Origin of the sequence: Pantoea sp. CCBC3-3-1 (assembly GCF_007981265.1) — a bacterium.
GTDB lineage: Bacteria > Pseudomonadota > Gammaproteobacteria > Enterobacterales > Enterobacteriaceae > Erwinia.
Genome location: NZ_CP034366.1, coordinates 55,653 through 67,913, shown reverse-complemented (window position 1 = coordinate 67,913; position 12,261 = coordinate 55,653). Strand labels below are relative to the sequence as shown.

Below are 12,261 nucleotides of genomic sequence, written 5' to 3'. Positions count from 1 at the left end.
CAGCTTAGACCTCAAGCCCAAGCTGGATGCTAAAGTGATCGAGCTTCTCGTCATAACGCAATGAGCCAAGGCTATTATAGGCTTCAATACGCTCCACCAGCACGCTTGTACGGGTTTCTTTCGAATGAGGCTGATATGTGCCCTTCCAGTTGCTGTCTAAGCCGATATTGCGCGCTACATTAGTGCTATCCGCAGATGAGAGCGGCAACTTCGTGAAAATTTGCTGGTTCAGCATGCGCAGGCCGTGCAACTTTGTGATCGGCTGACCATACTCATCGAGGATGTGGCGAATGACGTCTTTTAAAACGCATAGTCGCTTTAGCTGGCGATTTGACGTCATACTCCCCAAAACTTCCGATAGCAACGAGCAAATATTGGGGTTCGAGGGCCAATGATGTAAAAAACAACGCTAAGCGGTATCAGAAATCTATATTGATACGATCCAGTTTCTAAATGACCAAAATACGATATTTGAAACCGGTTTTGCGCGCGGTTGGTCCTCAAACCCCATGATCTAAAAATTAGGTATAAAAAAACCCGCCGTAGCGGGTCATTTGAACTATTGGGGGCAGTAGCCGACAGGTGGGCTGGTATCTCGAGATATCATCAGTACGATGAATTTTTGTACCGTCTTCTGGACTTCGTTTGGTGCCCAGTGGCTGAGATCTACCAGAGTGCTTTTGTTCCAGGGCAAGAAGCCTTTCCTTTCTGGACCTTTGCCTCCTTCGCCTCTCTCACCTAATCGACCTTCGAAAATCTGACCTTTGGCATTGTAAATCTGCACGTCGCAAATGTCATAAAGGCGCGCAGCCCAAATTTTAGCACCCTGAACGGTCTGATCATCATCACAAACCAGATGCTCATACCAATTCAGAAGGAACATGTACGCACGGCTACTAAGTCCCTGCTGCTGAAACGCTCGCTCAACTTTGACGCCTGCGACTTGTGGCGCTGCGACCTCATCACCATTGTCGTCAGTAAAGGAATAAGATCGGAGAGCGATTCGACCGGCATCAATGTTATTTGACTCGTCGATAAAACCGGAATTCAGCAGACGCTTGATGATCTCTTCGTCAGAAGCATCATCGAAAGTCATATCAATGATTGTGTCACTGATGCGGCCAGCATTGCCATCAGACGCGCCTACTTGCTCAATCGTTATATAGGTGTGTATCTCGTCTTCCGGCTCGATGAGTTCAAGCTGCGATAGCTTGTAGAGAGCTTGATCGGTAAACAGATAGCCAAACCGAACAAGGCAAGTGTCGCCTTCGTGAGCGAACTTGCCTATGTTTTTATGGAATAACGATGACGCTATTAGTGTAGGTGCCATTTAGCAGTATCATTAACAGTATTGGTGCTAACGATACTATCATGCTTGCTCAAAAATTCACGAATGGAACTTTCAATGGCCTCTGAGAACATAGGTATATGACGTTCGAGTTCTGGGTATTGCTTGGAGGGATTCACCGTAAAACGGACGCGGCCATTAAGGAAAACTGCTTCAGTAAGCGGTTTAACTTGGGCGCGAGCAGTCTCAACGTCATCTGCAAAGGTAACGATGAATTTAAAATCTTTAGGGGCTAAAGCCTCATTGTTGAGCATACGCACTTGCAACTTCGTTTTGGCGAAGAAGTGAGTAGCGATGACACTCGTGCAATCACGAATTGTCTGAATCGAGCGTTTAGCATCTTTGATGTTCAGAGAATTGCGCATGTTTCCACCTTAGTCGAGTCCCACTTAGCGAGGTATTCGACGATTGCCCACTTATATTAGGGCTTCAATGCAGTCGATTCGATTATCGGCCGCTAGCTTCATATCATGAGGCTTCATAGTATAGTTTAGGTGGCCGCCGCTGATGGGAGCCTACTAAAACGGTTGACGACAACCGCCAAGCCTTTCACAAATCTACGCAATAGTATCCTAATATGCAACCACAAAATTTTCTTACTGGCAGTAAGGAAAACGGCGTCGCCGCAGCCCCGTGAGACGCCATGGTGAACTGTTGTTAGCTTCTGGCACACAGCAGACTTTACGTACATAGGTGATGCGTCAGGCTGCTAGTCACAAAATTAGCTGAACGGGCCCGCCGGTGGGCGTTCCTGCCACGCTTGCACCTGCAACCGAAGCATCACCAGTTCTTTTGCCATGCGGTGAAATAAATGGGTTTTGTCGTAGGCTTGCAACACGCAACCAAGCTCTGCAAGGGTAATGCGGTCTTGGATCATTAGTCTTTCTCGCAGTGCCTGCACGGGTGGCCGCCGTAAGGTCCGGAGTAGTAATCGTGTTCACTGAGAAACTTCCCGCAGTAACAGCAGTTGAAAACAGGCTTACGCCGTTTCTTGGGCTTAGCGAGAACGATCCCGGTACCTTGCAGAGCTTCGCTGCGATTGCAGTCTTGCATATCCACAGCAGGTCGCCAGCGGGCATCAATATACGCCTTTGGCCACGGGATATCGGTATCCCGGCAGTTATGCTTTAACTGAGCTTCTTCACGCGTGTAAGTTTGTGCCCTCTTCAGATCAGTCACATATCCCCTACCTTCAAGCCCCCACCAGAGGATGTCATTGCCGGAGTAGTTCCGGCTGTCCTGTAGATAGTAAAGTTCCTGGTCTGGTGTAGTGGCCGTGCATGGCTGGGAAGCGGTCATTCTCTTTGTCCTCATGCTTAAACATAAAATACTAATATGGTGCTTAGTAAAAAATGCCCATTACAGGAATGGGCAAAGACTACACACAGCAATACAGATTGCGATGGCCGGATTTGAACCGGCGACCTCCCCGCCGTCCCCACACCGCCTTAAGGCTATATGAACGGGGCGCTACTTCCAGACTGAGCTACATCACAACGTTAAGGGCACTGCCTTTGACAACCTTACGACGCGTGGCCGTTACGCAGGCTCTGCGGTCTAACTACCTTACCGCCAGCGGTGGCAAACACAGCTGCGGTCCATATATCCGGTGTAGTGCTCTTAACGTTGTGTTTTCGTCTCTCCGAAACGTCACCGCTCTATCACGGTTGTCGCGTGTGCCACGCCAGCACCTAACGAGTTTTAACGCCCTTTACCGTTTGCATCATCTTGGCGGCCGTCTATGGCTGTTTCCACCGCAGCCGTACAAATATATACAGCGGTTGGTGCTCTTTATTGGGCGGTTAAGCTATTCCCTTTTTGTACGGTGATGTAGCGCCAGTGAGCTCACAGAGCCAAGGCAGAGGTTTATGCCTGGCATGAAGCGTTCACTGACGCCCTCACCTACCATCTTTTCGATTTCATTCCGAAGCAAATCCATACCAGCGGCCTCAAATCCTCTGATAGCTTTGGCGGTGTTCGTCACCTGATTACAGGCCTTCACTGCCAAAGCCAACTGTTCGCGCTGTGCTGGCGTCCATTCTTCATTACTGGCCACCAGCTGCATCGCCACCTCAAAGACGCGGAGTAACCCCGCGCTTTCAGCTGTAAGGTGTTTCACGTTGGCGGTAAGCATATTCAGGTGATCGCTTACCGCCTGTACGGCGTTATTGATATCTTGCATGAGTGCCCGTCAGAGGTTTTTAGGGCGCGGCTCGACGATCGCGACGCGCTTGATCGTGCTCAATTCGGTTACGAGATGGCGCGCGGGCTTATTCGGGAAATACTGATAATTCATGGAATTAATGCGCTGATCCCAAAACTTTATTCGAAAACGCTCCCCTTCCTGCCACTCAGTCCGCGGCTTCATAATTTCCGGCGTGCCGTAGTTAATGCCGCTGCGCTCGGTGAAGCTACAGAACTCATCGGTAATGCGCGTTGATGAGAACCCGTTGGATTCCATCACATGCACCTTGCAACGGTTCTCTTTGTCAGTAAATCGCGCGTAATGCTCGTCAAATTCTGCCTGAGTTGGACGCTCGCGGAAGTGGACAAAATAGGCCTCGTCGTGACTGTCGACATCAAACGGAATAACGTCGATACGCCAGTTAAAGCCTGGCCTCCAGTTCTTTTCAGGGGTACGGAACGAGCTGACGATCCGGCGCATCGGATTGGCCATCCCCTCTACAGAAATTTCCTCCACCTGTGGCATTTTCTCAGCTGCAGGTGCTGAGGTGACCTCCTTTAACAATGCAGAAGCGGATGTCGAAACGACATTAACTTCCGGGGCGGCTGGAGATATTGCTGGGACTGGGGGAACGACCGGCGCGGAGGCCTCGACGGCTACTTGTTCCGGAGCCTGCATCATGACCGTAACGGCCGCAGCAGTCTTATTGACCATCCCCCAAAGAGATAAAAATTGGTAGCCCTCTTCCACGGTCAGCGTTTTGTCCGTAAGAGCGGCAAAAGTATTAACAACGCGAGTCATCGCGTTGATGGTATTTGCCTCTAACTGAGGCTGTTCGGCGTGTAATGCAGTCATTGGATACCCTTAATTGAAGTCGCTAAAAGCGAGACAGGAATTTAGCTCAACAAAAATTGACATACAATACTAACGCGGACTTTATTTTAATAAGTTAACTCAGCTATTGCGCTGTTAATACCTCCACACTTAACATAAAAGTATGCTAACCAGCCCAAAAACCGCTACATAAGCAGACTGCGAACCAGGGCAAGATCTTTCGGCGTATCCACGCCATGGGCGGCCAGGTCTTTAAGGCGGAGCATCTGGATACGGCAGCCATTAGCCAACACGCGTAGCTGCTCCAGCTTCTCTGCGAATTCCAGCAGTGACACCCCCCAGTTCACAAAATCCTGCACGAACCCGGCGCGGTAGGCATAAACCCCTACATGACGCATGAAGTAACGGCGCATGCTTGAGTCATCCACCAGCTGGCCGTCACGGGAAAATGGCACGCCGGCACGCGAGAAATAGAGCGCGCTATCAAAATTGTCAGTCACGACTTTAACCACGTTCGGATCGGCCAGTTGCGCTGCGGTTAACCCCTCAACACCTATTGTGGCCATCTCTGATCCGCTGTAGGCGAAAGTGTCAGCCAGCTCACTGAGATGCACGCCCGGAAACATCGGTTCATCGCCCTGCAAATTGATAATGATGGTATCCGGGTCGATGCTCAGCAAGCTGACAGCCTCTGCGATCCGGTCAGTGCCGCTGGCGCAGCTGTCGGACGTCATGACTGCTCCGACACCCTGCCGAACAGCCAAATCCAAAATATCTTTATGATCTGTGGCCACAATCACCGCGTTCGCCCCTGACTCTTTGGCGCGCTGGATGGTATGAGTGATCATTGGGCGGCCGTTGATATTGATCAGGGCTTTTGCGGGGAGGCGTGTTGAGCCATACCGCGCAGGAATGACAACGGTAAACGGTGGGTTTAGGGTGTACGACATATTTACTCCGGGTATAAAAAAGGCCACCTGCTGGCAGCCCTGACTGCTTAACCTGAAACGCTTTCCGGATACTCGGCAGCGTAAGCCTCAATATCGGCGTTATCAGCCCGACGGATGGCAGTGGCCAGTGCCTCAACGGCATTCTGCGCACACGTCCAGAAACTACCGTAAAGCTCCTGGGTGCCGCAGGTTTTGTGAGAGAAGATCAGGCGGTATTCGCCTGCTTCCACACGAAGCGCCACATTCTGGCCAAGGCGCTTAACCCACCACATTACTTGGTCGAGGGTGTAGCCCTTATAGGTCTTTTCCGCGGCCATAATCAGGAGCTGGCCTGTTCTGTTTCATACAGCGCTTTTTCTGCCTGGTGTTCCAGGGAGCTATCTACCAGACCGAACGTGAGCTTGGAGAACAGATCGCGGGCTTTGTTTTCTTTCACGTCAGCTTCGGCATCCGGTGAAATCTCAAGATAGGCCGCGTTCAGCACCTCCGGCAGCGTCCCAGTATATGTGTTGGTTTCGTTCTGCTCGTCGGTGATAGTCAGCTGGGCCTGACCGTCAGCAGCCGTGGCCAGGTTAAGTGCGACAGTTTCGTTAAAAATCCAGAAAAGCTTGGCTTCGAAAGACAGTTTACTCATGGTGATTCCTCAGTAGATGTTACTAAAGCTGGTGGATTGATTTGGTATCAGTAAAAGCCAGACGAACGCCCGGCAAAGTGGCTATTTCGGTTCTTTCTCGTAAGCGATCACGGGCGCGCCGTTCTCGCGATCCCAGGCGTCCACCAGCACATAACAGGCGGTAAGGATTTGCTCCGCAGACTTAGCGCTGATGCCTTTGGTCATAGCCAGTTCGCTGGCGTCGAACATCACGATTGAGCACAGCGTGTCGTGACCTTCAGCGCTCAGGGCTTTCTTCTGAGCTGCAGTAAGGCCTCCAATAGATTCCAGGGCCACTGACTCCGCCCATGCCACGCGCTTCAGTAAATGCGGATGCGTGTTTTGTATCTCTTCGCGATACATGTCCTGCAATGCGTCATACAAATCCTGTGGCCAGTATTCGGTGATCAGCGGATCGCGGCGGTAGTTCGGTCGCAGCCATTCGTTAAGCGACACGGCCGCGCCGACACCGATTGACGCCCAGATGATGAAGGTGAAGTCCAGGTTGTTGACGTAGCGTGGGTAGATGCCATCAGCCTGAAGGGTGAACGTGCCGCGGAAGGTACGGTTGATCACAAAGTGCAGCGGCTGACCGTTAGTCATAACGGTTTCGTACTTGTAGCCAGCCGAAATGGTGTTGGCACGCTTGATGTGATCAGCCAGGCGGGCAACCTCACCCCGCTCAGCTTCCAGACCGGCCATCAGATGTGCGGAATCAGATTTCGCCTTGGTCAGCTCTTTATCTCTCTGAAAAATGGTCTGGCTCAGCATGGTAATTTTCGCGCGATTATCACGGGCTTCAGTCTTCAGTTCCTGGTTCTTCTTTTTGAGCTTATGCGGCTCCAGGATATTCAGCTCACGGATCTCCACGCGCTGGTTCTTGTCGCGAGCCATATAGGTTTCGATGAGGGCTTTTTTCTCATCCAGCGTGTTGGTGAGGTTGTCCACCATTGCGCGTAGCTCAGCCATATGCAGCTGGGCTTCATGCGTGGCACGCTCAATGGCCTCGTCCATATCTTGACTTTGTGTCTCCGCACGACCGCGCAGGATAGCCAGCTGCTCATTGAGGTTTTCAACTGAAACAGTGAGGAGCCTGACAGACGTATCGCGATCACCCAGTAAACCGATCAGGTGATCGTGATCATCAATATCGTTCGATGCTATGCCCGCCAATTCCATTGCCAGTGTCTGGAGCCCATTTATACAGTTTTCAATGTGACGCACAGACATATCATCCCCCGCCACGCGCTTAATGGCGTAGTTGAGCTGGCCAATCTGTGTGTTAAAACCTTCGTTAATGGCTTCAAGGATTGCTACTGAATCCTCGGCTACTGCTGCTGGCTGTGCGGACATATAGTTACCTTTAAGTTTTGGTGCTGGCGGTGTACATGCTCATCCGGCCAAGATAGGAGACTGACAGCACCGGTACGTTGTCCGGGTAGTCTTCCTGCCTGGCAAGCATCCCAATCCTCAGCGGGGTCATGTGTTTATCGGGATATTGCGCAATGATGGAACGCGGCCCGTTTTCAGTCATAAAACACACCGTCCAAAAATGGCGACGGGGTGAAAATATCTTACGGAAAATGCTCACAAGCCTCCAACATAAGATACTAAAATATGATGCGGCATTAATATCCATATTTTAGTATCTTTTGTAAAGTTAAATACTTATTTACCTGACTAAATTATGAAGATGGCCCCCGTTAGCTTGTCTCGCTTTCAGCCGCATACAGGTACTCAGGAAGCCACGGCTCCCCGCTTTCATATGGACGGGGATTGCCGTGGAAGATGACAACGCGGGCACCTTTAGGCAGGCTGCCGTCCCCCTTGGAGTAACGTTTGGTAGCAAACGGGCTCTCTCCCACTTTCACCACGTCTGCCTTGTAACTGACGAACCAATTCGGGCAGACATCCTGCCAGCGCAGACAGTCACCAATTACACCCCGAATGAAGCCTTGGTCGCCCCATTTTGAGGTGAGGGTGCATTCATCAACATGCCGTTGCGGGTCAGCCCAGAATGTATTCCAAATGCGTGCTTTATAGCTGTTCGGAATGTACATCACTGAACTCATCAGGTACTGAGGGTGATAAAAGTCCGTCAGCATGACCATTTGATCCCTGCGGGTGGTGATCAACTTTTTAATGTCGCCTGTGATTACCGTGTCCAGATCGAAATACAGCAGGTCGTCAGTGATATCTGGTCGGAATAAATCAATTTTGGCCCACCAGCCCCGCATACCACGATAAGGACAGGTCAGCGGGATGCAGGTAACACGCTCCATAACGAATGGCGCATCAGTCAGGCAGATGATCTCTGCAGTGGCTGGCAATTGGGCAACCAGTGTTTTTACATCGTCAGGTGCGTAATCACCGCCAGAGCGGTAGACCAAGGCAATTTTCAGGAGTTTTTCAGCCATTCTTTCATACTCATTTGAGGGATTGAGTTGAGTTTCCCGCAGGAAACTACGTTGATTTGAGGCAGTGCAGATTTGAACAGTAGTGGCAGATGCGAAAGGTTATTTGGCGTACCGCCGCTATGTACCCGTGGCTCCTGGGTGGCATCAACGCCCACCAGCGCCACATTCTTAAACCCCAGATGGTGAGCGAGTCCCAGTGCTCCCCAGGCAGAGTTACCGTTGTGGATTACATTGGGGTCTTCAGACAACACAGGACGTGCTGACCAGCGCCACAGCCACCACTCAGGAGAGTGTTTGCTTGCTGGCTCTTTGCCTCGCAGGGAAAGGCGCTCAAATTCGTACACCCCAGGCACCGTAACGCCTGCAGCGCAATATTTCACGTTGCGCCGCCGGATGCGCAGGCGGCGCAGATTAATCGGCGAGGGGTCTAACGTGAAAAAATAAGAGGCACGGCTCAGGCAGTCAATGGCACCATTTACAGCGATAACCGGTACCCCACGCGGCGGCAAAAAGCCTTCAGCGGAAGGGCCGGAAGCCACGATGATCACACGATCACCTTCTCCAGGCTTTTTAATGGGAAGCATGTCAGTTCAGTTCTCCGGGAACAGTTAAAAATCTCAACGTGCGCTAGCTGTGCATGCACATCGGCGAATTCTTTTTGCCACTTGGCTACGCTTACATCGGTAGGGTTTCTTAGCCTGCCGCCGTGCCTGCCGTGAAAGTGAACACCTTCCTTAACAGAACAGTCGTAACCCAGCAGGTAGATAGTTTTCGCGCCAAGACTTTCAGCAAACTGAATGGCCATTGAGCCGGAGTTAAATCTCACATCAGGTCCGCCAAAACGCTGGTACTCAACGTCATAGCGAAATGTTGCGGCTCTGGAGGCGGTACAACGGCGGATATTTGCAGGAACTGCAGCACCGTAAGCCTCCCACCAAGCCAGATCACCAGCGAACAGGGCGTATGGCTGTCGAAACATGCCATATGCGTTATTCACTGCCACAACAGGTAATCCCGTCGCTTCAACTCGTTCACAGTCTGCTTTTGTCAGTGACGGCCCCGATGCCACGCAAAATACAGATTCAAATTGCATTTAAACCACACGTAATTACCCGGCACCGCGGCACCGGGCAGCTAAATCAAGAAGACGGGATATCTTTCTCGCCGGTAGCTGAATTGGTCTCTGGCTCACAGGCGGTTAAATCACTACCACGGCCAAAGCCGCTGACAGGAGCGTGCCACACGTTATCGGAGAGTTCACTGGTGGCTTCCTGATGAGATTCATTCTGGCGAATAATCTCGCTCATCATGTCCATGGCAGGCGAATAATCATTTACTTGCATGGTCATGCTATTTTTGATGCCAAAGCAGACATTTTCTTTACTGAAGATAGACACTTCACCATTGCAGATAGTGACCTCAGTAGGACCGGATTTCACAACCAGGGTTTCGCCTTCAGACAGACGCAGCTCGGTAACTTCAGGTTTACGGAATGATTGGTTAGGAGAGCACTGATCGCCTTGAAGGCAATGTTTATCGCACATAGGATTCTCTTTACGGTATGAATGAGGCGGCGCAGGGTGTTACTGCGCCGTTGTAGAGGGTTGCCCCCTCTGAATGGGAAAATTAAATCATAAAAACTGACATAAGACACTAATAAGGAGCTTAGTTATAAAAATCCTTACAGAGTTTGCCCTGTTTCGAGTAACCAATAACGAAGGATGATTTCGGTCATGGCTTCCCAACCCTTGGTAAGCTCACAAGCGTAACCTTGAGCCCTGAGGCGAGCCTGCCATTTTTTCTGGTCTTCTTGCAGGGAGTTTGAGCCTACTTTTAGCTCTACATGTAGGCCATGATACACGCCACGGGCAGCATGCAGGGAAACGTCAGGGAAACCCTTTTTTAGCCCTTCCGCTTTCATGTCAAAGCCAACAACTTCACTGCGGGCTCCGCCGTTAGGTGTCGCATGCAGAAGATCGTAAATATCCGGGTGCTTCCGATGCATAAAATCGAATACCCGCACCTGATCCCAGTGCTCCGGGCCTTTCTTTTTTTGTACTTCGGGATTTTTAGCCAGCTGCGCCAACGCCTTAGCATGCGGGGAAACTGCAAGCTCTATTTCCAGACGGTGAAGCTTCGCTACCGCCCGCTTATGGCCAGCAGTGGCATCCGGGATACCATCACCACGTTTGACCCGCCTGCCTTTCAGCAATTTGCCGTCTTTATCGCGATTATTAGCAGTAAGCCATTCGTCACTAAACCTGATCACCATGCCATCCTGATTTGCTCACGCCCACTCTGCGCACCTTCGCAGCTTGCTCATCATGCCAGTCCTTGGAGCAGTCCTCATCGCAGAACGGCTGCTGACCACAGCTTTCATCACAATAATAGCAAAACCCATTAATCACTAGCTGAGCGTTTGATGACAGGCGGGCTCGCTGAATTTGTTTTTCCAGAATGCCGTGCTCAATATCAGCCAGGCGGTCCAGTTCGTCACTCATTTGTAAATCCGTAAAGTTGTTAACCTTCCCACCCAAGGCGGGCAAGGTCATGCTCGTTTTGACAGGTGAGCAAAACTAACGGATGTTTTCGACATAGTATACTAATTTTTATTGCCAACTCCGGTGTCAGAGATTGCTTTTGGTTTATCAGCCGCGAAAGTGTCGCTTTAGTTACCCCGATTTTTTCTGCCGCTGCAGCAAGGCTCATTTTTTCATCCTCCAGGGCTTTACGCAGGATGTTACCGGGATGTTGAACAGTCATAATGTCACCTATAAACAAAAAAGCGCCACGCGGGCGCTTTAGTTAGAGCAGTGAGTTAGCCGTGGTGGCTGGCATGCTCAAGAATGAGATTAAGAATAAAAAAAACAGTGAATACAACAGGAAAATTCAGAAGGACAAACTTCACTTTGGCTGCACCTGTATCCACTGCTTTGTTGCGGGTCTGGGTGCGTGGAGCTGCGATATCTCGACCAACATAATCAATCATGGTACTATCCTTTTGTTATGTCCGGGGAATGTGTTTGGCGACCTCTTCCCGGATTGACGGGGGCTCGCTTCGGCGAGCCTTGCTTTTTTCTGAACCTGTCAAAGCGCCCAACCTTGTTTCGCGTTCCGTAACACGAAACAGAATGGTACACCACAGCTATCTGACATACAATACTAAAAATTTAATTTTCTTCTCTGTATGCATCTGACCGAAGATAATTGGCGCTGTTCATGATCGCCTGCTTCCAGATATCAATCGGTACCTCGCGCATCCGCTGGATAGGCTGCCCTGTCATCGGGTCTTTAACGTATGTCCACCGCTCGCCCATTCTAAGAGTGAAAATCTTTCTTCGATGATGGTGCGTTTCAATTTCACAGCCATACTTTTCCGCCTCTTCCTGCAAGCGCCGCTTGTCCATAAATCGTTGTTTAGTTGTGACCGACATACTTCCCCCTTTAATCCATCTGGACTACTTTGCTCTCCAGCTCAAGATCATATGAGATGAACTCATATGGCTCGTCCTCTGTATCGGGTTGCGCCAGCTGGTGGCTTGAAGAAAACAACAGACCATTGGTCATGCGCATACTCTGATACAGATATGCGGCCACTGCGATCAACGCTGGTTTCTCATATTGGTATATTTCGGCAATATCATCATCAATCTGAATGCCCGCTGATAAATCACCCGACTCCACCAGCAGCGCCTTCAACGATGGCCACCACGGGCCAACGCCACGGTAATAGCGCGGATCTGCATTCAGGCAATGGCTCAGCCCACTGAGGTAATCTGACAGGAATTTATCTTCATTCCGATCACCCAGCGCGGCAGGTAAAATAGCCTCCAGATAGCTCTCGTCAGGTTTTAACGTGTCTTGTAACGTCATCG

The 12,261-nt window shown here is 50.6% G+C and carries 21 protein-coding genes, 1 tRNA gene and 1 pseudogene; all 23 read right to left on the bottom strand.

Going from position 1 to position 12,261, the window contains the following annotated elements; genetic code table 11:
• Nucleotides 1–4: 4 nt before the first annotated feature.
• Nucleotides 5–365: pseudogene (locus EHV07_RS25045) on the bottom strand (hypothetical protein); the annotation flags it as partial.
• A 194-nt stretch (nucleotides 366–559) separates the two neighbouring features.
• Nucleotides 560–1,330, bottom strand: a complete 771-nt coding sequence (locus tag EHV07_RS24230; protein ID WP_147200828.1) for a hypothetical protein — start codon at nucleotides 1,328–1,330, stop codon at nucleotides 560–562.
• Nucleotides 1,315–1,713 (bottom strand): hypothetical protein, encoded by a 399-nt coding sequence (locus tag EHV07_RS24225; RefSeq protein WP_147200827.1) that lies wholly within the window; start codon nucleotides 1,711–1,713, stop codon nucleotides 1,315–1,317. Before EHV07_RS24225 ends, EHV07_RS24230 begins: the two co-directional genes overlap by 16 nt.
• 356 nt (nucleotides 1,714–2,069) lie before the next feature.
• A complete protein-coding gene (locus tag EHV07_RS24650) occupies nucleotides 2,070–2,225 on the bottom strand; it encodes a hypothetical protein (RefSeq protein WP_168199694.1) in 156 nt (51 codons plus the stop codon).
• Complete coding sequence (locus tag EHV07_RS24220; protein WP_147200826.1) at nucleotides 2,225–2,647, bottom strand: hypothetical protein; 423 nt, start codon at nucleotides 2,645–2,647, stop codon at nucleotides 2,225–2,227. The genes EHV07_RS24650 and EHV07_RS24220 overlap by 1 nt, the downstream gene beginning before the upstream one ends.
• A 98-nt stretch (nucleotides 2,648–2,745) precedes the next feature.
• Nucleotides 2,746–2,844, bottom strand: a tRNA-OTHER gene (locus EHV07_RS24215).
• Nucleotides 2,845–3,155: 311 nt separating this feature from the next.
• Nucleotides 3,156–3,530 carry a hypothetical protein gene (locus tag EHV07_RS24210; RefSeq protein WP_147200825.1) on the bottom strand — a complete coding sequence of 125 codons (375 nt, stop codon included), beginning with the start codon at nucleotides 3,528–3,530 and terminating at the stop codon, nucleotides 3,156–3,158.
• 9 nt (nucleotides 3,531–3,539) lie between these two features.
• On the bottom strand, nucleotides 3,540–4,388 hold the full coding sequence (locus EHV07_RS24205; protein WP_147200824.1) for a hypothetical protein: 849 nt from the start codon (nucleotides 4,386–4,388) through the stop codon (nucleotides 3,540–3,542).
• 164 nt (nucleotides 4,389–4,552) lie between these two features.
• Nucleotides 4,553–5,317, bottom strand: a complete 765-nt coding sequence (gene kdsB, locus EHV07_RS24200; protein ID WP_147200823.1) for a 3-deoxy-manno-octulosonate cytidylyltransferase — start codon at nucleotides 5,315–5,317, stop codon at nucleotides 4,553–4,555.
• A 47-nt stretch (nucleotides 5,318–5,364) separates the two neighbouring features.
• The gene (locus EHV07_RS24195; RefSeq protein ID WP_147200822.1) at nucleotides 5,365–5,634 is read right to left on the bottom strand and encodes a hypothetical protein; all 270 of its coding nucleotides are present in this window, start codon (nucleotides 5,632–5,634) and stop codon (nucleotides 5,365–5,367) included.
• Between the two features lie 2 nt (nucleotides 5,635–5,636).
• Nucleotides 5,637–5,951, bottom strand: coding sequence for a hypothetical protein (locus EHV07_RS24190; RefSeq protein ID WP_147200821.1), 315 nt, complete (start codon nucleotides 5,949–5,951; stop codon nucleotides 5,637–5,639).
• Nucleotides 5,952–6,032: 81 nt separating this feature from the next.
• Nucleotides 6,033–7,322, bottom strand: a complete 1,290-nt coding sequence (locus EHV07_RS24185; protein WP_147200820.1) for a hypothetical protein — start codon at nucleotides 7,320–7,322, stop codon at nucleotides 6,033–6,035.
• Between the two features lie 10 nt (nucleotides 7,323–7,332).
• Nucleotides 7,333–7,503, bottom strand: coding sequence for a hypothetical protein (locus EHV07_RS24645; RefSeq protein WP_168199693.1), 171 nt, complete (start codon nucleotides 7,501–7,503; stop codon nucleotides 7,333–7,335).
• 169 nt (nucleotides 7,504–7,672) lie between these two features.
• Nucleotides 7,673–8,386 carry a hypothetical protein gene (locus EHV07_RS24180; RefSeq protein ID WP_254446385.1) on the bottom strand — a complete coding sequence of 238 codons (714 nt, stop codon included), beginning with the start codon at nucleotides 8,384–8,386 and terminating at the stop codon, nucleotides 7,673–7,675.
• Nucleotides 8,368–8,970, bottom strand: coding sequence for a hypothetical protein (locus EHV07_RS24175; RefSeq protein ID WP_147200819.1), 603 nt, complete (start codon nucleotides 8,968–8,970; stop codon nucleotides 8,368–8,370). Before EHV07_RS24175 ends, EHV07_RS24180 begins: the two co-directional genes overlap by 19 nt.
• A complete protein-coding gene (locus tag EHV07_RS24170; protein WP_147200818.1) occupies nucleotides 8,931–9,479 on the bottom strand; it encodes a hypothetical protein in 549 nt (182 codons plus the stop codon). Before EHV07_RS24170 ends, EHV07_RS24175 begins: the two co-directional genes overlap by 40 nt.
• Nucleotides 9,480–9,525: 46 nt before the next feature.
• The gene (locus EHV07_RS24165) at nucleotides 9,526–9,930 is read right to left on the bottom strand and encodes a hypothetical protein (protein ID WP_147200817.1); all 405 of its coding nucleotides are present in this window, start codon (nucleotides 9,928–9,930) and stop codon (nucleotides 9,526–9,528) included.
• Between the two features lie 137 nt (nucleotides 9,931–10,067).
• Nucleotides 10,068–10,658, bottom strand: coding sequence for a VRR-NUC domain-containing protein (locus tag EHV07_RS24160; protein ID WP_147200816.1), 591 nt, complete (start codon nucleotides 10,656–10,658; stop codon nucleotides 10,068–10,070).
• Nucleotides 10,642–10,887, bottom strand: coding sequence for a hypothetical protein (locus EHV07_RS24155; protein ID WP_147200815.1), 246 nt, complete (start codon nucleotides 10,885–10,887; stop codon nucleotides 10,642–10,644). The genes EHV07_RS24160 and EHV07_RS24155 overlap by 17 nt, the downstream gene beginning before the upstream one ends.
• Before the next feature lie 19 nt (nucleotides 10,888–10,906).
• On the bottom strand, nucleotides 10,907–11,149 hold the full coding sequence (locus tag EHV07_RS24150; RefSeq protein WP_147200814.1) for a HigA family addiction module antitoxin: 243 nt from the start codon (nucleotides 11,147–11,149) through the stop codon (nucleotides 10,907–10,909).
• 55 nt (nucleotides 11,150–11,204) lie between these two features.
• Complete coding sequence (locus EHV07_RS24640) at nucleotides 11,205–11,375, bottom strand: hypothetical protein (RefSeq protein ID WP_168199692.1); 171 nt, start codon at nucleotides 11,373–11,375, stop codon at nucleotides 11,205–11,207.
• A gap of 181 nt (nucleotides 11,376–11,556) precedes the next feature.
• Nucleotides 11,557–11,820 (bottom strand): hypothetical protein, encoded by a 264-nt coding sequence (locus EHV07_RS24145; RefSeq protein ID WP_147200813.1) that lies wholly within the window; start codon nucleotides 11,818–11,820, stop codon nucleotides 11,557–11,559.
• Between the two features lie 10 nt (nucleotides 11,821–11,830).
• Nucleotides 11,831–12,259 (bottom strand): olxA, encoded by a 429-nt coding sequence (locus EHV07_RS24140; RefSeq protein WP_147200812.1) that lies wholly within the window; start codon nucleotides 12,257–12,259, stop codon nucleotides 11,831–11,833.
• Nucleotides 12,260–12,261: the final 2 nt, after the last annotated feature.